20 protein-coding genes and 2 tRNA genes are annotated in these 18,710 nt (G+C 60.6%); 10 read left to right on the plus strand and 12 right to left on the minus strand.

All coding sequences use genetic code 11. From position 1 onward, the window contains the following. Positions 1 to 14 precede the first annotated feature (14 nt). Positions 15 to 335 carry a P27 family phage terminase small subunit gene (locus G8E10_RS04860; protein ID WP_343289696.1) on the plus strand — a complete coding sequence of 107 codons (321 nt, stop codon included), beginning with the start codon at positions 15 to 17 and terminating at the stop codon, positions 333 to 335. Between the two features lie 2 nt (positions 336 to 337). After that, complete coding sequence (locus G8E10_RS04865; RefSeq protein ID WP_167127493.1) at positions 338 to 613, plus strand: hypothetical protein; 276 nt, start codon at positions 338 to 340, stop codon at positions 611 to 613. A gap of 4 nt (positions 614 to 617) precedes the next feature. On the opposite strand, the gene G8E10_RS04870 is transcribed toward G8E10_RS04865, so the two are convergent. After that, the gene (locus G8E10_RS04870; RefSeq protein WP_167127496.1) at positions 618 to 1,142 is read right to left on the minus strand and encodes a hypothetical protein; all 525 of its coding nucleotides are present in this window, start codon (positions 1,140 to 1,142) and stop codon (positions 618 to 620) included. Between the two features lie 170 nt (positions 1,143 to 1,312). Here G8E10_RS04870 and G8E10_RS04875 point away from each other — a divergent pair, with 170 nt between their 5' ends. The 3 genes from G8E10_RS04875 (at position 1,313) to dgt (ending at position 4,151) form a co-directional block, all read left to right on the plus strand. Further along, positions 1,313 to 1,522 carry a hypothetical protein gene (locus tag G8E10_RS04875; RefSeq protein ID WP_167127499.1) on the plus strand — a complete coding sequence of 70 codons (210 nt, stop codon included), beginning with the start codon at positions 1,313 to 1,315 and terminating at the stop codon, positions 1,520 to 1,522. Beyond that, on the plus strand, positions 1,509 to 2,195 hold the full coding sequence (locus G8E10_RS04880) for a hypothetical protein (RefSeq protein WP_167127502.1): 687 nt from the start codon (positions 1,509 to 1,511) through the stop codon (positions 2,193 to 2,195). The genes G8E10_RS04875 and G8E10_RS04880 overlap by 14 nt, the downstream gene beginning before the upstream one ends. A gap of 510 nt (positions 2,196 to 2,705) precedes the next feature. After that, entirely contained in the window at positions 2,706 to 4,151 is a 1,446-nt protein-coding gene (dgt, locus tag G8E10_RS04885; RefSeq protein WP_167127505.1) for a dGTP triphosphohydrolase, read from the plus strand. Positions 4,152 to 4,187: 36 nt separating this feature from the next. Here dgt and G8E10_RS04890 read toward each other — a convergent pair whose 3' ends face one another. The 3 genes from G8E10_RS04890 to G8E10_RS04900 form a co-directional block, all read right to left on the minus strand. Beyond that, positions 4,188 to 4,829: a hypothetical protein gene (locus G8E10_RS04890; protein ID WP_167127508.1), complete on the minus strand. Its 642-nt coding sequence runs from the start codon at positions 4,827 to 4,829 to the stop codon at positions 4,188 to 4,190. Beyond that, positions 4,826 to 5,059, minus strand: a complete 234-nt coding sequence (locus tag G8E10_RS04895) for a helix-turn-helix transcriptional regulator (RefSeq protein ID WP_167127511.1) — start codon at positions 5,057 to 5,059, stop codon at positions 4,826 to 4,828. Before G8E10_RS04895 ends, G8E10_RS04890 begins: the two co-directional genes overlap by 4 nt. A gap of 106 nt (positions 5,060 to 5,165) precedes the next feature. After that, positions 5,166 to 5,399, minus strand: a complete 234-nt coding sequence (locus tag G8E10_RS04900; protein ID WP_167128016.1) for a helix-turn-helix domain-containing protein — start codon at positions 5,397 to 5,399, stop codon at positions 5,166 to 5,168. Between the two features lie 125 nt (positions 5,400 to 5,524). On the opposite strand from G8E10_RS04900, the gene G8E10_RS04905 reads away from it, so the two are divergent. The 3 genes from G8E10_RS04905 (at position 5,525) to G8E10_RS04915 (ending at position 6,392) form a co-directional block, all read left to right on the plus strand. Then, positions 5,525 to 5,953, plus strand: coding sequence for a hypothetical protein (locus tag G8E10_RS04905; protein ID WP_167127514.1), 429 nt, complete (start codon positions 5,525 to 5,527; stop codon positions 5,951 to 5,953). After that, positions 5,950 to 6,309: a hypothetical protein gene (locus G8E10_RS04910; protein ID WP_167127517.1), complete on the plus strand. Its 360-nt coding sequence runs from the start codon at positions 5,950 to 5,952 to the stop codon at positions 6,307 to 6,309. The genes G8E10_RS04905 and G8E10_RS04910 overlap by 4 nt, the downstream gene beginning before the upstream one ends. A gap of 6 nt (positions 6,310 to 6,315) precedes the next feature. After that, positions 6,316 to 6,392, plus strand: a tRNA-OTHER gene (locus G8E10_RS04915). Between the two features lie 668 nt (positions 6,393 to 7,060). On the opposite strand, the gene G8E10_RS04920 is transcribed toward G8E10_RS04915, so the two are convergent. After that, positions 7,061 to 7,137 (minus strand) — tRNA-Pro (locus G8E10_RS04920). 228 nt (positions 7,138 to 7,365) lie between these two features. Between G8E10_RS04920 and G8E10_RS04925 the strand changes: the two genes are divergently transcribed. Beyond that, positions 7,366 to 7,911, plus strand: a complete 546-nt coding sequence (locus tag G8E10_RS04925; protein ID WP_110799585.1) for a BA14K family protein — start codon at positions 7,366 to 7,368, stop codon at positions 7,909 to 7,911. 140 nt (positions 7,912 to 8,051) lie between these two features. Here the strand turns inward: G8E10_RS04925 and G8E10_RS04930 are convergent, their stop codons facing one another. The 5 genes from G8E10_RS04930 to G8E10_RS04950 form a co-directional block, all read right to left on the minus strand. Then, on the minus strand, positions 8,052 to 9,305 hold the full coding sequence (locus tag G8E10_RS04930; RefSeq protein WP_281517412.1) for a glycosyltransferase: 1,254 nt from the start codon (positions 9,303 to 9,305) through the stop codon (positions 8,052 to 8,054). A 22-nt stretch (positions 9,306 to 9,327) separates the two neighbouring features. Then, positions 9,328 to 10,599, minus strand: a complete 1,272-nt coding sequence (locus tag G8E10_RS04935) for an O-antigen ligase family protein (RefSeq protein ID WP_425530822.1) — start codon at positions 10,597 to 10,599, stop codon at positions 9,328 to 9,330. Beyond that, positions 10,593 to 12,155 (minus strand): undecaprenyl-phosphate glucose phosphotransferase, encoded by a 1,563-nt coding sequence (locus G8E10_RS04940; protein WP_167127523.1) that lies wholly within the window; start codon positions 12,153 to 12,155, stop codon positions 10,593 to 10,595. The genes G8E10_RS04935 and G8E10_RS04940 overlap by 7 nt, the downstream gene beginning before the upstream one ends. Positions 12,156 to 12,351: 196 nt before the next feature. Further along, complete coding sequence (locus G8E10_RS04945; protein WP_167127526.1) at positions 12,352 to 13,497, minus strand: glycosyltransferase family 4 protein; 1,146 nt, start codon at positions 13,495 to 13,497, stop codon at positions 12,352 to 12,354. Positions 13,498 to 13,534: 37 nt separating this feature from the next. After that, positions 13,535 to 14,050, minus strand: coding sequence for a polysaccharide biosynthesis/export family protein (locus G8E10_RS04950; RefSeq protein ID WP_420851172.1), 516 nt, complete (start codon positions 14,048 to 14,050; stop codon positions 13,535 to 13,537). Between the two features lie 261 nt (positions 14,051 to 14,311). On the opposite strand from G8E10_RS04950, the gene G8E10_RS04955 reads away from it, so the two are divergent. Next, on the plus strand, positions 14,312 to 16,546 hold the full coding sequence (locus G8E10_RS04955) for a GumC family protein (protein ID WP_167127529.1): 2,235 nt from the start codon (positions 14,312 to 14,314) through the stop codon (positions 16,544 to 16,546). A gap of 7 nt (positions 16,547 to 16,553) precedes the next feature. Here the strand turns inward: G8E10_RS04955 and G8E10_RS04960 are convergent, their stop codons facing one another. Next, a complete protein-coding gene (locus G8E10_RS04960) occupies positions 16,554 to 17,816 on the minus strand; it encodes a GNAT family N-acetyltransferase (RefSeq protein WP_167128022.1) in 1,263 nt (420 codons plus the stop codon). Positions 17,817 to 17,960: 144 nt separating this feature from the next. After that, positions 17,961 to 18,704 carry a metallophosphoesterase family protein gene (locus tag G8E10_RS04965; RefSeq protein WP_167127532.1) on the minus strand — a complete coding sequence of 248 codons (744 nt, stop codon included), beginning with the start codon at positions 18,702 to 18,704 and terminating at the stop codon, positions 17,961 to 17,963. Between the last annotated feature and the right edge of the window lie 6 nt (positions 18,705 to 18,710).

Below are 18,710 nucleotides of genomic sequence, written 5' to 3' on the forward strand. Positions count from 1 at the left end.
TTTCTGGAGAGCCAGTGAAACCACCCGACCACCTCCGGCCGGCCACCAGGCGGTGGTTCGCAGCCGTTCTGCGCGACTTCGCGCTTGAAGATCATCACGTCCGCCTTCTGACGCGCGCTGCTGAGGCCTGGGACCGCGGAGACGAGGCCCGCGAGGCGATCGCAGCATACGGCCTGACGTTCAACGACCGCTTCGGAACGCCCCGCGCGAGGCCAGAAGTCGCCATCGAGCGCGATTCTCGCACCGGTTTTGCGCGCCTTTTGCGTGAATTGGACCTTGATATTGCAGGTCCGGAGACCGTTCGTCCGCCCGCCTTGCGATCGAACAGGAGGTAGCGATGCCCGTCAAACGCCGAAAGTCCAAGCGCATGGCGACGGCCAGCTTGGAAACCTGGGAATTGTACCTCGAGTGCGGCACGGACTATTTCGACGATCTTGCTGACGCAGGCATTGCGCCGAAAGGCGAGCGACCATCTGACGATATCGCTCGCGCCGCATGGCTGGCCTACGCGGACGAATTGCTCGATCGCTGGCGCTCGTCTCGGCATGTCGAGCAAGGTGTACCGTGGGCGCTGGAACGGTTTGGCGATCCGCGGGTGCGGCGGAGACGTTAGCGGTTCAATCGAGACGATCGCGAAAGGCGGCCGGCAACACCATAAGCCATCCGCTGATAAAAAGCGTGCTTGCAAAAACCAGCCCGAAGTAAACGTTTCCGAAAGCCAGCTTGACTGTGCCGGTTCCTCTGCCGTCAATCATTGTACCGTCGGCGTGCATGAAGAGCGGGATTAGCTGACAGGCAAGGATTGCCAACACCCCTACCAAAATTGCTGCATCTGAACTGAGATGTGTTCGCCATCTGAATAGGCGTCTGTCCTCGTCGCCGCTTCGAATGCGTTGTATCCAAGCAAGCAGTAGACATAACGAGATCGTCAGAAATACTGCAATGTTGATCGCCGCCAGCATCCTAGCCTGAGTGTATTGCTGTTGAACAGCTGTCGTTGTGATCGCTACCGACAGGAACTGGACACCCCAAGTCGACTCTACCGTGATGGGTCGGCGCTCGTACAACGGCACGCCGTACATCCAGATTCCATATGCGATGGCGAGGAATGGTGCGGGCCCCCTTTGAGCGAAAATCGCCATAAGTGTGTCCAATATCATGCTCTCCTCTAATCGCTGCTGACTTTCAGCGAGTAGCCAGCCTTCGATTGAATAGGCTTTACGCGCTCCGTTCCACCGAAATCTTCAGGATCCACAATGACCCAAACCGATACCACGCCGGACGGCGAAGCCGTGCCCGCGGGAGGAAGCGAATGAACAGCCAGTTCTCCCTTCCCAGCATGCTGGAGCATTGCGGGAACGCCTACGCCACGTTCGAGAATGACCCGATCTTCACGCCGCTTTTTGTGTCGCTCGGGTTTTCCACCGCCGGCATTCTTGGCACGTCCATTTCCGCTGTCTCAATCGCCTCGGCAGTATCGGCCGGCGGCGGCTACCTGGAGTTCGATCATGTCCGCAGCTAACATCATCATTTGGCCGCACGCAGCAGTCCTCCTCACGGACACCAAAGCGACCACCCAGGGCGGTATCCAATGGAACGCCCCGAAAGTGCGAACGCTCCCCTGGGCGAAGCTCGCCATCTCCGTCCGCGGCTACCATGCGGCCCTTGGTGTATTCGAACGTATGATTTCGATGAATGCTGTCAACTATGCCGGCGCCATCAGCTTCATCGCCCAGAATTTCGACAAGATCCTGTCCGCCGAATACGATGATCCGGCCGAAGCGCACGCCATGCGGAATGACCTCGACCTCTACGTCGTCGGCTGGTCGGATAACGGCCCTGCAGGGTTCTGGGTCTCGTCGTACCAACTTGATCGCAAGGTGCAGGGAATCTCTCAGGCGCATATTTCGCCGATGGTCGATCGCGATGCTCAGCGGCAGTTGGCGTCCGGAGAGTTCAAGGCCGGCATCCCTGGCCTCATGGCAGCCCAGGCAGCGCAGCACGTCTTCGTGGGCGGGTGGGGGATTGTGACGGAGGTCTATGCCGATACCATCCAATCTTATCCGATCGGCGGGCTTTGCGAACTGTCGGCGGTGGGGTCGAGGATGCAGGCAGTGGAGGAGAAGGACGCGATTGCGGCGATTGGTGCGGCAAATGCTGAGCGTGCAGAGCGGGTGGCGGGTTCGGCAGGGTGATGGACCCGCAAGGAGCCGTACTTACCTCGATATCATGGCACGACGGCTACGCCGAAACGACCAAATTACGATGCAACAAAATAGTGTCGAAACCGCTAACCATCGGCTACTAACTCGTGACTTGCACGAGAATCATTCGTGACATACCCTAGTCCCGTAGACGACAGTTTCGAAAGCTCGGCTGCTAGGGAACTCACCGGCTTCAACAGCGTTCGTTTACTACGAGACGGCAACCACGGCAAAGTCGACTGACGATAGTTTAACGCGGGCTAGTACCCGCGCGATTACCCGTTCCAAGGAGGGAAGGTTCCAATGTCACATTCCGCAGCGGCAGCAGCATCTAGATCTGTAAAGACGTCTGAAACAGACCGCGACCCGGTTTATCGGGCCGCGGTGCATGATCTGAAGACGTTACGCATGAGCATTGAGCAGTCTTCCGGTAAGTGGAGCTTGACTGAGGAAAAAGGCACGCATACGCTCTCCGAAAAGGCGAAGTAATGCAGGAATGAAATGTCTGAGTTGTACGGTGATGATGACTTCAAACGGCCTTTAGAGCAAGGAAACTCAGAAGCATTTCGCAAAGAACCTAGGCGCGACTACGCGCGCCTTATTCACAGTGCCAGTTTCCGTCGGCTGCAAGGAAAAACGCAGGTATTTCCAGGCCATGAAGGTGACTTCTATCGGAATAGGCTTACACACTCGTTAGAAGTTGCTCAGATAGCGAAATCGATCGCCATCCGACTGAATGACACCAATACTTTATTCCAATCAAGCCCGCTCAACTTAGACATCGTCGAATTCGCGGGCCTCGCGCATGATCTCGGGCACCCTCCCTTCGGACATAACGGAGAAGAAGCTCTCGATGAGTGTATGCGCGACCATGGCGGATTTGAAGGTAACGCGCAAACACTGCGTATTTTATCCACGCTTGAGAAGAAGGCAATACTTCCGGAGTCTCTCCCTCCTGAGCGTAGTGCAAAAGATCTAAGGCTAGGCCTTAACCTGACCTACCGAAGTTTGGCTTCTATTTTGAAGTATGACACGGTCATACCAATCGGAGTGGAAGAGCGACCTGAAGACAAGAAAGGCGAGCCTCAGAAAGGTTTCTACAAATCCGAAGAGGGGTTGGTGAGGGACATTAAAAGGCACGTAATCGGTAACGCCGAACTCCCCGAGTTTAAGACCATCGAATGTTCAATAATGGACATCGCCGACGACATTGCCTACTCCACATATGACTTGGAAGATGTCTTCAAGAGCGGAATGTATAGCCCTCTAGACATATTTACATTTGATGAGTCAATTTACGAGGCAGTCGTAGCTACGATAAACAAAAGGTTAAAAAAGCAGTACAAGGATATTAGCAGTCGCGTAACGGTGGCTGACGTAAAAGATATATTGTATACGCAATTCAAAGATATATTTGCAGTCGGAACGGAGGAGAAAGAGTTTCTGCTCAACAAAAAAATAGATCTTGGGCGACGCAAGATGTATTCTTCAATGACTGCCAAAAAGTCTTCATCGTTATATGCTCAGAATGGCTACGATCGGACAAGATTTACATCTCATTTAGTTCAGCTCTTTCTTAACGGCGTTGAGGTTCTACCACACAGCGATCATCCTCAATTACATCAGGCCAGACTTAACTTTAAGACATTTGTTGTTGTCGAGACGCTTAAAAACATTACATTCGAAGCCGTTATCCGGTCATCGATGCTACAGGTAGTTGAATATAGAGGGAAAGATATCATAAAAAATATCTTTAAAGCCCTCAGCGAGAGCAAAGGTGAGCGTCTGATGCCAGAAGATTTTAGAGCAATCTACAGTAGCAGCGATCACCTCGGAAAAAAACGGACAATATGTGATTTTATCTCAGGCATGACCGATCGGTATGCAATCGAGTTTTACAGCAGGCTGTCCGGGCCGCACGGCGTCACAATGCATCGGCCTCTCTAAAGTCTCAATTTAGAAAATTAGATAACAAGTGTTTACTTACTCTTGCTTCCAGTCCCTGAAGGTTTCGTGCCTCTTCAGCTCGGCCTTGCCCGCTTTCGTAACGCGCCATTCGAGCTCGCCACGAGCGTTGGTGGCGCCGGGTTCGACAAGTCCTAGACCGGCGAGCTTTTTCATCCGCTTCTCACCCGCGCCGACAATACGGTCGATTGTCTTCCGGGTTCTGTTGCGCAGCATGTAATACAAGACGCCTCGCTCGGATCCGTTAAGCCCGAGGCGAGGGCGAAACTTATTGCGCTCTTCCCTCTGTTTTTTTAACCACTCTGCGGTGCCAGGTGTACGCTCCGCGAGTTCCTGTTCTTCGCGCCGCTCTTGCTCGTCAACGTCGCGCCAGAACTTCGTCTCGTCGAGCCACTCATCTGCGACATCTGCCGTCAGCGGTGATGCATCTGTCCGGCGGATGACGATGGCCCACCCTTCATCACCATCAGCGCTGTCGATGAACATTCGCCGCTGCACATTGTAGAACTTAAAAGTCCCCTCCAAGACATTGTAGCGAGCGATCGCATCACCGACGTTCGGGCACGATCCTGCAAAGTGTTGAAGGGAGCCGCCACCAAGGGCTTCCAGCTTGCCGTCGGGGAGCAACTCATAAAGCCGGATGTCGTAGTCGAGGCTCACCGCTGCTTGCGGACCTGCTCCGCAATTCTCGCCTCAATCTTCTTCTGGATCCAGTCCATCACCTCGCTCTTCACGAAGGCAACCCGTCGATCGCCAAGATCGACGGCCGCAGGAAAGCGCCCCGATGTGCGGTAGGCATTGACCATCGTTCTGGACATGCTCGTCATGATAGCCGCTTGGTTCAATGAAACTAGAACCGCTAGGTCGTTGTCGTCGCGCCGTCTGAACATATGCCTCTCCTGGTCGATAAGGCTAGCATAGCCAACATTGGCGACCTGGGCAACGAGTGTTCGAAGAAATATATACCGTAAGATGTTGTATTGTTTTACAAATTTGTCAAACGTGCTTCCGCAACCTCAATCCAGGTCCTTCTCCATTCTCGTCGATAAATATGATTCCGGCTGTTTCAAAGCATCTGCGAAGAACGTCTAGCGTTGCATGCTGGGGCGCAGACTTCCCGCTTTCGAAGTTCCGGATAGTCGCGTTGCCAATTCTGGCTTGATCGGCAAGCTGTTGTTGTGACCAGTCTAATAGCGCTCTGGCTGCGCGGCATTGTGAGGGTGTGAGCATGAGCAACAGGTACCATGGTTAAGAGAAAATAGATAGGGCTAGCGATTTTCGCTTGCCACATGTAAAGCTATCGTTTATCGATATCTATATCGAAAATAGGTAGCCTGCAACGAGGAGTTGATGACATGGTAAACAACAAGGTAATATTCGCAGACGTTGAGGATCCGCTGTGCGCCGCGGCGAATCATGCGGTGCTCGCAAATGAGTTCGTCTGGAATCTCCTGCGGGAGAATAAGGGGCTTGGCTCGCTCTCAGAACACCGCATTACGGCGGCTTGCTCCGTGCTTGAGACCGCAGAGACAGCGGCTCTGGAAGCGCGTGACGTGTATTACGCGGCTTTCGCGCAGAACGACGCCGCAGCTTTCGGCAAGGTGGAACCTGCGTCCGACGCCAGCGTCGTCACGCCGGCCGCACCAGACGCCCTCAACGCCGCCGCCGGACTTGCCGAACTCCTCTACCTCGGCGCGAAGGCTCTGCAGGACGACCACGAGCGGGCCGCGATGACCGAAGGCGTCTTTCAGCTTCTTACGATGCTCAAGGAGGCGGGGCTATGACCACGACAGGTGTCTCCGAGATCCAAGGCGCAATCGGGCTGCATGAAAAGCTTGAGGTCGCAGCGAGCGCTCCTGCCTTCACGGAAGATAGCGTGATGGACAAAGTGATGGATTCAATCACCCGCGCGCAGGGCGACATCGAGGACAAAGTCGTCACCACCAGCGCAACGACACACCAAGACATCGCCGCAAAGTTCGCCTTTTTGGCCCGTCTGATCGGGCGCGAGGAGGGCATGCTGTTTATTGAGCTTCCACTTTTGACTTCTGCGATCCGGGATCTTGCGGAGTTTCGTTGCAACAGCGAAGAGCGTTCCGGATATCGCCGGCTGGCAGAGTCCGGGACTCCGAGCGAATAGAAGTTCGCCCCTGTATCGGCGCGGGACTTCTAACCCGACAGCCGTAGAGGATGACGCCAGTTCGAATCTGGCCAGGGGCTCCAGGCCACAAAGTGTGTATCCTCACCTGTGACGACAGCGGCTATTGCGACTGAGGATTCATCTCAACAATTAGCTCGCCGTGCTTCACGCCATGTTGAGTTGAAGAGTATCCTATCCATTTTCCCGCGCCGGATGTCCGAGTAGGGTGCAGCACAAACTGGAACGCTCCGTGGTAGCCTAGCTTCCGATCGTTCTTATCGTACCAAATGCCGGTGACGGTGCTGCCTACGAGCTTGCCAGCGAAGATATAGTCAGACACCTTAATGCCGTCGCGATATCCAGCTGCGATAATTGCAACTGAACTAAACCCTCGCCAAATATGTGCGCTAGTCTTGTTCTCACTCTGAAAGGAACTGCTTGAAGCGCTCCACGAAAGCTCGCAACTCCCGCGGAGTGTCTGGGGTAGCCAGGTCAAACCCAGAAAGAATGAGCAAACCCGTATACGAAACACCGTAGGAGCAAACGCATATCCAAGGTGCCTTATAAACGAGGCGAGAACGGGGCGAGCAATCGCTACTAACAGCGTGCCGGACACCAGAGAGGCCAGAAGTGAGTGGAGCTGGTCCATGATCCCGGCTCCACTAAACGAGCTCTTTTAAAGGAGTTGGCTACAATGTGGCTACAAAATTTTTAGCCAACTGCTTAGCTGGGGGCTAAGTCTTTGTTTTGATGGTCGGAATGGCCGGATTCGAACCGACGACCCCTTGACCCCCAGTCAAGTGCGCTACCGGGCTGCGCTACATTCCGTTCCGAGGGAAGGCCTATATTCTCAGGCTGGCAGGTGCAAGGGGAAAATGGGCTGGGCTTGAGAAAATGGTGGATTGGGGCTCAGCAGTGCGGGGATGCCGGCTCCGCTAACGAGGTGGGGAGGGGTAAGAGGGGGCCAGTCGCGCTATTGTGATGGTCTTGGTGGCGACCGACATATTGTATCGCTTCCTTCGCGTTCTAACTTCCTTCCTACGGAAGGAGACATCCATGAAGAAACTCATCATTGCATTCGTGTCGCTCGTCACCGCGTTTTCCGGCATCGGGCCCGTCAGCGCCATGCCTTTGGCGAAAATCGAGCCCGTCCAGACGAGAACGGACGTTCAGCAGGTCCGCGACAGGGTCATTATCCGCCGCCACAACGGGCGTGGTAACTGGAACCGTGACCGTGGCCATTGGCGGGGCAACCGGGGCGATTGGCGGGGCGATCGTGCGTTTCGCACGCTAAACGGCCACCGCGATTGGCGCGGCAACCGCGGCTATCGCTATGATCGCCGGTACCGCGACCGCTACTATCGCGACGGTTACTATCGGGATCGTGGCGTCGGTCTCGCACTGGGCGGCCTTGCTGCCGGCGCTATCATCGGCGGTGCGCTCAATTCCCAGCCGCGCTACGTCCGTCCCGGCTATACGCGAGCCTATGGCGGCAACTCGCACGTTGCATGGTGCCAGGCACGCTATCGGTCGTATCGCGCCTATGACAATAGCTACCAGCCCTATAACGGCCCGCGCCGTCTGTGCAACTCGCCCTATTAAGGCTGATAGGCAGCCAGAGCGAGCCATTCGACAAAAAAGCAAACGCCTGCCGCATGTGCGGCAGGCGTTTTGCGTTTCTATGAGGCAAGAAGTCGGCGGCGTGTAGCCGGAGGGGCGGCCCATTCGGCCTCCTGCAGCCGTCAGCGGCGGGTGCCGAGCATCTTGTAGACGGCTTCGGTCTTGTCGATCATGACATCGAGCGCGAAGCGGGCGCGGGCGTGGTCGGCGGCAGCGCGGAAGGCCTGGTACTTGGCGGGCTCGGCGAGCGTGATCATGGCGCTGGCGAGCTTTGTGGAGTCGCCGTCATTGGGAACGATGATGCCGGTCGCACCTTCCTCCACCGCCGTCGTCGCACCGCCCACGGCGGTGGAGATGATCGGTCGGCCGGCAGCGGCGGCCTCGAGCATGACATAGGACATGGCCTCGTAGCGGCTCGGCATGACGAGGCAATCGAAGGCGGGGATGGCCTGCGGGCCTGAGAAGGCGGAGGTGAGGTGGATGCGGCTTTGCAGGCCGCTTGCGGCGATGGCGGCGCGCACAGGCGCGTCCTGTTCGCCGAAGCCGATCATGATGAGATGGGCTTCCGGCAGCTTTGCCGCCGCGTGACGGAAGGCCTCGATCAGGCGCTCGGGCGCCTTCTGGTGTGAAAGCCGGCCGACGAAACCGAAGACGAAGGTTTCCGGCGTAATGCCGAAGCTCGCCCGCACCGTCATCGCCATGTCTTTTACCGGCTGCGAAACGCCGTTGACGATCACCGACATCCGGTTCTCCGGAATGCCGAGCGTGACGGCATGGCGGTACTCGTCCTCCGAGACGCAGATGAGATGATCGGTGAGGAACCGGCCGAGAAAGGTCTCGACCGAGCCGAACAGCTTGCGGCCGCTGGAGCCGAGCGTCGGATCCATCGTGCGGAAGGCATGCGGCGTGTAGATGCGCGGCACGTGCCGGCCGGGCAGGCGCAGGCGCGCGAGCGCCCCGGCCTTGGAGCTGTGGCCATGGATGATATCGAAGCTGCCGCGGGAGATGATGCGATTGAGCTTTTTCCACGAGGCGATATCGGCGCGACCCGGCGAGCGCGTCATCTCGACCTTGTGAATGGCGGGAAGGCCGAGAGACTTCAGCTCGCGCACGAAGCTTTCCTCGGCGCGAAGCGGGGAGAATACGGCTTCGACGCGGTGCCCGCGCCGCGACAGCCCGTGGCAGAGATCGAGGAAGTGGCGACCAGAGCCGCCGCCGGACGGCTCCAGCACCTGCAGGATCGACAGCGAGGCGCGATCCGCGTCGGTCTCCGGATGTCCGGCAGGACCGGTTGCCGGCGTCGCCGATCCCTCTGGCCTGTCGGTCGCCTGCATGTCGGTCGCCTTCGTTTCCGTCGTCGAGGTCGGGGTGGTCATGAGGTTCGATCGCGGTGGCGTGTCAGGCCGCTGCGCCTTCTGAAGTCGTCTTGTGCAGGCCCTGTGCCTGCGACCGTCTGCTGTAGCGGTATTCGAGCGCGCCGCAACCCCAGATGATGCCGAGAAGCAGGAAGAAATGGCGCCAGTGATCCGTATCGATCACATTTCCAATACCGACATGCCCGAGCAGCACGATCCAGGCAATCATCATATAGGGTTGCCACGGCCGTTCCAGCAGCATGAAGCGGAAACCGATGGAGAGCGTCCAGACGATCAGTGTCACATAGGAGACGAAGCCGAGCCAGCCGTAGGAGGTCAGGGTCTTCAGCCAGATATTGTGCTCGTCCTCCGGAAAGATTTTGGAGAACATCATGGGTCCGATGCCGAGCGGCTTTTCCATGGACATCAGGAAGCCGATGCGGTGGCGCTCGAAGCGACCGAGATGGCCGCCATCATAATCCTGGACGAGCTGCGTGCGGTTGGAAAACAGGTCGGCGACCTGGGGGATCTGCAGCGCCACCACCAGCGACGTCACCATGAGGATCACGCCGCCGAGCGCGATGACGAAGATCTTCAGGCGGAAGGCACCGGTCCGCTCCTTCAGCAGCATGATAAAGACGAGCATGCAGGCGGAGAAGAGATAAAGCGCCCAGGCGGCGCGCGAGAAGGACAGAAACAGGCCGAACGCCATAATGAGAATGCCGACCGCACGCAGCGGCAGGTCGATCAGCCGACCCTTCAGCACCCCGTGGATGAGGAAGAGCGACGGGGCGACGAGGAAGGGACCGAAGACGTTCGGGTCCTGAAAGGCGCCCATGGCGCGGTCGTAGCGGGTGAAGGCCTCGCCGCCGGGGATAGCGCCGAAATAACCGAGGATGCCGAGCGTCGCCGTGCCGACGCCCGCGCCGACCCAGGCCCGGAACATCAGCTTCAGCCTCTCGTGGCGAGCCTCGATGATGGCGGCGTAGAAGATCGAGGTGATCGCGAGGAAGCCCGAGATCGCCATGTACATCGGTGCGACGTCGAGGTCGTCCATGACCGTCAGCGACATCAGGCCGCCCGTCATGAAGAGCACCAGAAGCGTGAAGAGCGGCGCCGTGGAGCGCGAAATGCGTAGGCCGCAGAACGCCCAGACCCCGATGAGGCCGGCGACGAAGAGTTCGTGCGGCGCGGGCTCCACAATGACGAAGCCCTGGAGAAACACGCCGAAGGCGACCGCCGCCGAGCCGATGAGCCCGAACGCGGCCAGCTGCGGCCGGAACACGCCGGCAGGGGCGACGATCGTGCTCAATATGCGTTTTCCGTGTTGAGAAGGCGGATGGGCGTGAGGACCAGGATTTTCAGATCGAACCAGAGCGACCAGTTCTCGATGTAGTGCAGGTCGAAGGCGGTGCGGAAGCGGATCTTCTCGTCATTGTCGATCTCACCGCGCCAGCCGTTGATCTGAGCCCAGCCGGTGACGCCGGGCTTCACGCGGTGGCGGGCGAAGTAGCCCTCGACGACATCGCTGTAGTTCCGGTCGGCCGTCTGCGCGGCGACGGCATGGGGGCGGGGGCCGACGAGCGACAGCTGTCCGCGCAGCACATTGAAGATCTGCGGAAGCTCGTCGATGGAGGACTTGCGCAGGAAGCGGCCGACGGGTGTGACACGCGGATCGCCCTTGGTCACGGCGTTGCGGGCGCTGGGGTCGCTCATATCGGTGTACATGGAGCGGAACTTGTAGACCTCGATCTGCTCGTTGTTGAAGCCGTGGCGCATCTGCTTGAAGATGATCGGGCCGGGGGAGCTCAGCTTGACGGCCAGTGCTGCGCCGATGAAGACCGGCCAGAGGAGCACGAGCGCGACGATGCTGAAGACGACGTCGAAAATGCGCTTGGCAACCGAGTCCCAGTCGGCGATCGGCTTGTCGAAGATGTCGAGCATCGGCACCTGGCCGACATGGGAGTAGCTGCGCGGGCGGAAGCGGAGGTTGGCGGCATGGGCGGCCAGCCGGATGTCCACGGGCAGGATCCAGAGCTTCTTCAAAAGATCGAGAATACGGCGTTCGGCCGACAGCGGCAGCGCGATGATCAGCATGTCGATGCGGGCGAGGCGGGCAAAATCGATGAGTTCGGCAAAGGTGCCGAGCTTGGGATATCCGGCGATGATGTTGGGCGAGCGGCGCTCGTCGCGGTCGTCGAAGATGCCGCAGATGCGGATGTCGTTGTCGGTCTGCTGCTCGAGGACGCGGATAAGGTCCTTGGCCGGCTGGCCGCCGCCGACGATGACGACGCGGCGCTCCATCATGCCGTTGCGCGCCCAGCGCCGGATGGAGAAGGCGATGATGGCCCGCTCTATCAGGAGGAAGGTCGTGCCGGTGAGGAACCAGATGCCGAAGGACAGCCGGGAATAGGCGTCGCCGGTCTTCAGGAAGAACATGACGATGGTGATGACGCCGAAGCCGAGCGTCCATGCGCCCAGCAGGCGCGGCAGGGCACGCGCCACGGAGCGCAGGATGGGGATCTGGTAGCCGTCCGAAAACTGCAGGAAAACGACCGTCAGCGCCGAACTGGCGGCGAGCATGACGCAATATTCGACCCAGCGACCGAACTCCGGCGCCACATAGAGGCTGTTGATGATGTAGCCGATGATGAACAGAGCTGCGAATTCGAAGAGGCGCAGACAGCCGAGCACCATGGTGGGCGAATAGGTGTCGGTGCGGAACTGCGCCGCGATCCGGCGTGCCAGCGGGTTCAGGTCCTTGCGCGGCTCGACCGGGCGCACCTCGTCGCGCGAGATCGTCCGGATTTCGGAGATCTGCCGTCGCAAAGCCTCCGGGTCGAAGGTTTCCGGCTTTTCGATATGGTTCATGATGCTGCCCATCCTGCCGTTGGCTCGGACAGACTTAGCAGGGAGGACCTAAGAAACGTTTACGGCAGGGCGTGCAATACAACCCGTTCTGAAATGGGTTAAGGGAAATAACCGTGTCTGTTCAAGGAGGTGCCGGGACGGGACTTGCGAGACGCGGTCAACAGCAATTCGAGAACGGTCGGGCATACGTGCGGGCTCAGCCGTCGGCGTCGTTCACAAGTCGCCGGTAGAGCTGCATCATCGATGCAGCCATCGTCGCCGAGGAGAAGGTCGCCCTGAAGGCTTCCGGATCCGGCATGGTGCGCTCGGCCCAGCCGTCTTCCGTCAGGGCGCGGTGCATGATGTCGGCCAGCGACTGCGCGTCGTTGGGTTCGGCCAGGGCTGCGCTGTCGGCCCCGAGGATCTCCGGCATTCCCCCGACACGCGCGGCGATGACGGGCCGGCCGGCCGCAACGGCCTCGAGCACGATATAGGGCATCGACTCCGCTCGCGAGGGCACCACCACGAACCGCGCACGGGCGAAGGCATCCCGTGCCGGCATCGCAGGCGCCATGCCGATCCGCTGTCCGAGCCCGCGATGGAGTTTCATGCGCAGGTAGTCTTCCTGCTGCGGCCCGTCGCCGATCATCATGGCGCTCAAGGGCCGGCCCGCGAGCCGCTCCGTGCGTCCCAGCGCGTCGATGAAGATGTCGGGACCCTTCATGTCGCGCAGCATGCCGATATAGAGGAAATCGACGGCATCCGGTCCCGGTTCGACCGGAACGAACTCGGCATCCTCGACGCCGTTGTAGATCGTCACGGCCGGCGGGCGAGGCTGGCCGACTTTTGCCTCGTAGGTGCGCCGCTCGAAGTCGCAGACGAAGACGAGCGCGTCCGTCGCGTGCTCCTGAAAGCGCTCGAGCGCGAGAATGCCCTTTCCCCTCAGGGTCTTGCAATCGTAGTGCAGGCTGCCGCCATGGGGCGAGTAGAGACGCGCGACGCAGGACCCGTTGATGCGCAACACGGTGCCGATCATGCGGGCGAGGGCACCGCCCTTGGCACCATGGCCGTGAAGGATGTCGGGCCGGAGCTGGCGCAGTTCCTTGTAGCTCGTCCAGAGCGCCATGGCATCCGAAGGGCCGATGGAGCGCCGAATCGGCAGACGCACGAGTCCGAGAGCCAAGTGGGGCCGGATCTCCTCGAAAAGGCGTTCCTCGTGCGCGCCACCCGTGGAACTGTCGCAGAGAATGCCGACATGATGGCCCTCGGCTGCGTGAGCCGCCGCGAGATCGCGCACATGCCGGAAGATGCCGCCGACCGGCGAGCGGAAGCAGTGGATGATCCGAAGGGGTCTTCCTTGCAATAGGGGCTCGATGGGCTTTGTCACTGACGGCATGGGCTCAGAACAGCCGCTCACGAACGTAGACGGTGTCGCCCGCCATGATCGGATCGGAAATCGAGACGCGGCCGGTGATGATGCGGCCATTGATCTTGCGGGTCACATCCACCGTCCGCTGGTTGGCGCGCGGCGAGAAGCCGCCGGCCACCGCGATGGCGTTCTGAACCGTCATGCCGGGCACGTAGGAATACTGGCCCGACTGGCCGACTTCGCCCATGATGAAGACAGAGCGATAGCGATCGACCTCGATCGTCACGTCGGGATCGCGCAGATAGCCGGCGCGCAGCTTCTGCGCGATCATGGTCTCCATCTCGCTCAGCGTGTGGCCGCGCGATGGGACCGAGCCGATGAGTGGGAAGGCGACGTAGCCGGCCTGATCGACGGTGTAGGAACCGGTAAGGCCTGCCTGTTCGAAGACGCTGATGCGCAGACGATCGCCGCTATCCAGCCGGTAGGGCTGAATGGTGGCTTCGCTGAAGGCTCGGGGTGCGGGCTCGTAGCTGCTGCACCCCGCCATCGTGATCGACAGCAGGGCGATACCCAAGGCCAGACCTGACTTCAATCGTGCGAAGGTCATGCGATTCTCGCGTTTCAAGGACGAATGTGATGCTGTTATCGATCTGTTAGGGTTAACAGCCGGTAAAGGAACCTGTGAGTCGGTGCGAATCGGAGATCGCTAAAATAGTATCTGGGAACGCTATGCCACCCACGCGTTAACGCTCGGGTTACCATCTTTCTTTACCCTGTGCGCCAACAATGCTCGTGTGCAGGTGCGTGGATGTCAGGCTTTAGCGGCAGTCAACAGGACGTGGATATCGACCTCGGAGGTCTGTTCCGTGCGATCTGGCGTCGCCGGGCGCGGGTACTCCTGACCACCGTGGCCGTGGCCGCACTCGCCTTCACCGCAGCGCACATGATCTCGCCCCGCTACGACAGCGAGGCGCGACTGCTGATCGAGCCGCGCGAGCCGGAATTCAGCTCGATGACCCTGCAACCCTCCGCCGCCAGCGCCACCTCCTTCGACGAGCCGGGTATCTCGAGCGAGGTGCAGTTGCTGCGCTCGGTCGATCTGATCAAGCAGGTTGCGCGCAACATGCGGCTGCACGAGTTGAAGGAGTTCGACCCGACGGCCGACCCGTCCGCCATCTCCGATATTCTCGTCATGCTCGGCCTGAAGCGGAATCCGCTCGACATGCCGCCTGAGGAACGGGTGCTGAAGGAGTTTCAGGAAAAGCTGCAGGTCTACCAGGTCGAGAAATCGCGCGTCATCGGCATCCAGTTCACCTCGAAGGATCGTGCGCTTGCCGCCGCCATTCCCAACGAGATGGCGAAGATCTACCTGTCGCTGAAGGCCGGTGCGAAGCTCGATTCCAACACGGAGGCCAGCCGCTGGCTGGAGCCGGAGATCGCGAACTTGCGGGAAAAGGTACGTGCGGCGGAAGTGAAGATCGCCGAATACCGCTCCAGTTCCGACCTGCTGCCTGCCAGTGACAGTGGCACATTTGCTACGCGCGAGCTGACCGATATCTCGACGGAACTCGCCCGCGTGCGCGGTGACCGGGCGACGGCCGAGGCGCGGGCGGAGAACGTGCGCGCTGCATTGTCCAGCGGTCGCGGCGCCGAGACGCTGAACGAGGTCGTGGGCTCCGCGATGATCCAGCGGCTGAAGGAGTCCGAATCGCAGATCCAGAACCAGACGGCCGACCTGTCGACCACGCTGCTCGACGGCCATCCCCGTATCAAGGCCCTGCGATCGCAGCTGACGGGCATCCGCGCGCAGATCCGCGAGGAGACGCAGAAGATCCTGGCAAGCCTTGAAAACGAGGCGAAGGTCGGCGAACTGCGCGAGCGCCAGCTAACCCAGCAGATGAACACGCTGAAGGCCTCTTCCGCCAAGGCCGGCGAAGACGAGGTCGGCCTGCGCGCGCTGGAGCGCGAGGCCGCGGCCCAGCGCCAGCTTCTGGAAACATACCTGTCGCGCTACCGCGAGGCGAGCTCCCGCACCGGCGCCAGCGCCGCACCGGCCGATGCGCGCGTGATCTCCAACGCCGTCGAACCGACGGAAGCAAGCTTCCCGAAGATCCTGCCGATCACCATCGTCGCGGCAATGGCGGCGTTTCTCCTGAGCTGCGTCGTCATCATGCTGCAGGAGCTTTTCAGCGGCCGCGCCCTGCGCCCGGTCGGCGGGCCTGTTCCGGTGCCGGCCGCGGTCTCCGCGCAACCCATGCCGCCGGTGCCGCCGAACACGCCGGATCCGCGGACGAAACGCGGCTGGAGCTTTCGGCGGGATGCCGCGACCGCCGAGAGTCCGCGCGGGACGGTACAGCCGACTGTCGGCCGCGACGTTGCCACTGTCGCCTCCTCCTCCAACGCATCTTTCTCAGATGTCAGGGAGCAGGAACTGGCGGCCGATGTGCCGCTCGACGGCTTCTTCGTGGAGAACGTGGCGGCCGCATTGATCGTCGATCGCGTACCGCTCGCCTTCATCGTATCCCCAACAGGCGACGCCGGTTCCACGCAAACGGTGGCGCTGGCGCGGATGGTCTCGCAGGAGGGGCGGCGCGTCGTGCTGGTCGATCTCACCGCGTCCGGCTGCCCGACGGCGCTGATGGTGATGTCCGCAAACCTGCCCGGGATCACCAATCTGCTCGCCGACGAGATTGCCTTTGCGGATGCGCTCCATGCGGATCGCGGCTCGGACGCGCATGTCGTTCCGCGCGGCAATGCCGACCCGGCGGTCGCCATGCAGGCGATCGATCGTCTCCAGATCATCATCGAAGCGCTGACGGATGCCTACGACCTCGTGCTGGTCGAATGTGCGGATGCGGATGCAGAAGCGGTGTCGCGCCTCGCGCGCGCCCATGATGTCGAGATCATCTTCTCGGTGCCCGAGGTTTCGGCCGAGGACATCGTTGAGATCATCACGGAATTTGCGGAAGCCGGCTACGACCACATCCACATCATGGATGCGCGGCTTGCCGACCAACCGGAGCCGGACCGCCGCGCCGCGTAAGGCGCTTTCAGTCTCCGTCGGTGTCCGCCGATACCGGCGCCGTCTTGCCCTGCTGCCTCTGACGGAACCGCTGGACGGCGCAATAGATCTGGCGGTTCGCCTTGATGGCACGCTTAGTGCGCACGATCAGCCGGTGGACGCCGGCCGCGACGCGGCCGCGAAGGGTGAGGGGAAGGACGATGTCGTATTGCATCGTTTCGACCGTGCACCAGGAGCGCTTGTAGGGCTGGTCGCCGATCCCGAAATCGAACAGGCTGACGCCTTCGCCGCAGGCCCGCTCTATGATCCTGTGGAACAGGAGCTCGCCTGGGCTCGCATCCGCGGCCAGCGTCTCGTCGATCGACCCGAATTGGCAGATCATGTGGTCGCCCTTGCGCGAGACGCCGGCAATGGCCACGATGCGGCTATCGGCTTCGCTGCGAAGGCGCAGCGCGTGCAGCGCCAGCGGGCGGCTTTCGGACGTTCCGTCATGGGCAATCGCCGCGCGCAGGAAAGCCTGCGTCGGCGCGTCCCGGAAGACGTTCGGCAATTCCAGCGCTTCGAACCGTGCCGCCTTCTGGGCGAGGAAGACGTCGAGAATCGCACGGCGCTCGTCGAGGCTTTCGGCAATGATGTAGTCATAGCCGCCATAGGTCTCCATGCGCCGCTCGGACACACGGAACTTCTTGCGCCGGCGCTTGGCGTTGAGCTGCGCGAGCGTGGCTGCGAAATCCGGCAGCAGCGGCAGCTGGTAGGAGGCATTCTGGTTGCGGATGGAGGGCAGGGAAGCGAGCGTATGGGGCTGGCCCCGCCATTCGAGCGGAATCTTCTCCAGCGTGACGATGTCGGCGACATGGGCAAGCTTGTTGACGAGTTCCTGAAGGATACATTCAGCCAGTGTCTCGCGTGACAGGCCGCCCAGATCCTCGGCGAAGATTCCGGTGTTGATATTACTGTGCGGCGCGCCGATGAAGCGGGCCGTGCGGAACAGCCCGTTGCGCACTAGCTCGAGCGGCAGGATGAAGATGGTGCGATCGCCAAGCCGGCCGCGCAAGAGAAGCGGCCGATCGACATGCGTCGCCACCCAGCTTGCGCACCAGTCGAAGCTCTGGTGCAGCGAAACGGTATTGGAGGCCTCTAGCGCACGCCAATCCGCTTCCAGCGCGGACATCAGAACATGCACCGACACGGTGAGATCCGAAGGCATGCCGGTGGACACGTTGTTATTGGCTTCGCTGCGTAGGCCCGCGAGCGGAGTGTCGATCGAAAAAGCACTGATATGGGCATTCATCACGAAAGAGCCCTCCGTCTGAAACGCGTTGGCGGCATCTAGCCCGGAAAGCCTCTGACGTTTGCTTAAGCCTGCGCGCATTCGCGCGGCTTCGCGGCGATATCCGAAGACGGGGTTATCGCAGAGTTAAGGCGTGCCGCTTCGTTACACCCAGCCGGTGGACAGCACGCGGGCCCAGTCCGGGTGCCCGTTTTCCGTCGCAAGACGAGCAGCTGAGGCATGATCGTAGGCGATCAGCCGGAAGGCGACCTCGGTGCTGCCGTCAGCGCGCCTGTCGATGACGGCATAGGATGCGCGCGGGGTTCCGGTCTCCACCTTGTGGACGACGGGCTCATCGTCCTCATAGGCCGGGCAGCCGACGCTGCCGGGATTGAGCACGAGCCGTCCGTCGGACAGCGTGACGAGGCGGGGAATATGCGTGTGTGCGCAGAGGAGTACAGGCGCTTCGACGCCGGCCGCAAGGCGCTCGATGCGCGCCGCATCCGAACGGTGCACGATGCCCTCCGGCGTCAGGTCCTCGAGCCAGTAGACGAGATCGTCCTGCGGCGTGCCGTGGCAGAGGAAGAGCCCGTGCTCGTCCATGTGACGCGTCGGGGGCAGGGCTCGCAGCCAGGAGAGGTGGCCTTCGTCCAGCGCTTGACGCGCGAAGCGGTCGATCGAGATCATGGCTTCGGGTTCTAGCGTCAGCAGCGCGCGGTCGTGATTGCCGCGGATCGAGACGATATCGCGCGCCATCAGGAGATCGGCTGTGCGGGCCGGGTCGATGGGGCCGCTGAGATGATCGCCAAGATTGACGATCTCGCGGATGCCCTGGCTGTCGATGTCGGCAAGCACGGCTTCGAGCGCCGGGGCATTGCCGTGGATATCTGCGATGACGGCGATCTTCATGTGTGC

The organism is Ferranicluibacter rubi (genome assembly GCF_011603255.1).
GTDB classification, from domain to species: domain Bacteria; phylum Pseudomonadota; class Alphaproteobacteria; order Rhizobiales; family Rhizobiaceae; genus Ferranicluibacter; species Ferranicluibacter rubi.

What these genes read in the sequence shown, in the direction of transcription:
- G8E10_RS04865 (WP_167127493.1), top strand. Translation starts at nt 338, where the DNA reads ATGCCCGTCAAACGCCGAAAGTCCAAGCGCATGGCGACGGCCAGCTTG.
- G8E10_RS04870 (WP_167127496.1), bottom strand. Translation starts at nt 1,142, where the DNA reads ATGGCGATTTTCGCTCAAAGGGGGCCCGCACCATTCCTCGCCATCGCA.
- G8E10_RS04875 (WP_167127499.1), top strand. Translation starts at nt 1,313, where the DNA reads ATGAACAGCCAGTTCTCCCTTCCCAGCATGCTGGAGCATTGCGGGAAC.
- G8E10_RS04880 (WP_167127502.1), top strand. Translation starts at nt 1,509, where the DNA reads ATGTCCGCAGCTAACATCATCATTTGGCCGCACGCAGCAGTCCTCCTC.
- dgt (WP_167127505.1), top strand. Translation starts at nt 2,706, where the DNA reads ATGTCTGAGTTGTACGGTGATGATGACTTCAAACGGCCTTTAGAGCAA.
- G8E10_RS04895 (WP_167127511.1), bottom strand. Translation starts at nt 5,059, where the DNA reads ATGTTCAGACGGCGCGACGACAACGACCTAGCGGTTCTAGTTTCATTG.
- G8E10_RS04900 (WP_167128016.1), bottom strand. Translation starts at nt 5,399, where the DNA reads ATGCTCACACCCTCACAATGCCGCGCAGCCAGAGCGCTATTAGACTGG.
- G8E10_RS04905 (WP_167127514.1), top strand. Translation starts at nt 5,525, where the DNA reads ATGGTAAACAACAAGGTAATATTCGCAGACGTTGAGGATCCGCTGTGC.
- G8E10_RS04910 (WP_167127517.1), top strand. Translation starts at nt 5,950, where the DNA reads ATGACCACGACAGGTGTCTCCGAGATCCAAGGCGCAATCGGGCTGCAT.
- G8E10_RS04925 (WP_110799585.1), top strand. Translation starts at nt 7,366, where the DNA reads ATGAAGAAACTCATCATTGCATTCGTGTCGCTCGTCACCGCGTTTTCC.
- G8E10_RS04930 (WP_281517412.1), bottom strand. Translation starts at nt 9,305, where the DNA reads ATGACCACCCCGACCTCGACGACGGAAACGAAGGCGACCGACATGCAG.
- G8E10_RS04940 (WP_167127523.1), bottom strand. Translation starts at nt 12,155, where the DNA reads ATGAACCATATCGAAAAGCCGGAAACCTTCGACCCGGAGGCTTTGCGA.
- G8E10_RS04950 (WP_420851172.1), bottom strand. Translation starts at nt 14,050, where the DNA reads ATGGCGGGGTGCAGCAGCTACGAGCCCGCACCCCGAGCCTTCAGCGAA.
- G8E10_RS04955 (WP_167127529.1), top strand. Translation starts at nt 14,312, where the DNA reads ATGTCAGGCTTTAGCGGCAGTCAACAGGACGTGGATATCGACCTCGGA.
- G8E10_RS04960 (WP_167128022.1), bottom strand. Translation starts at nt 17,816, where the DNA reads ATGAATGCCCATATCAGTGCTTTTTCGATCGACACTCCGCTCGCGGGC.
- G8E10_RS04965 (WP_167127532.1), bottom strand. Translation starts at nt 18,704, where the DNA reads ATGAAGATCGCCGTCATCGCAGATATCCACGGCAATGCCCCGGCGCTC.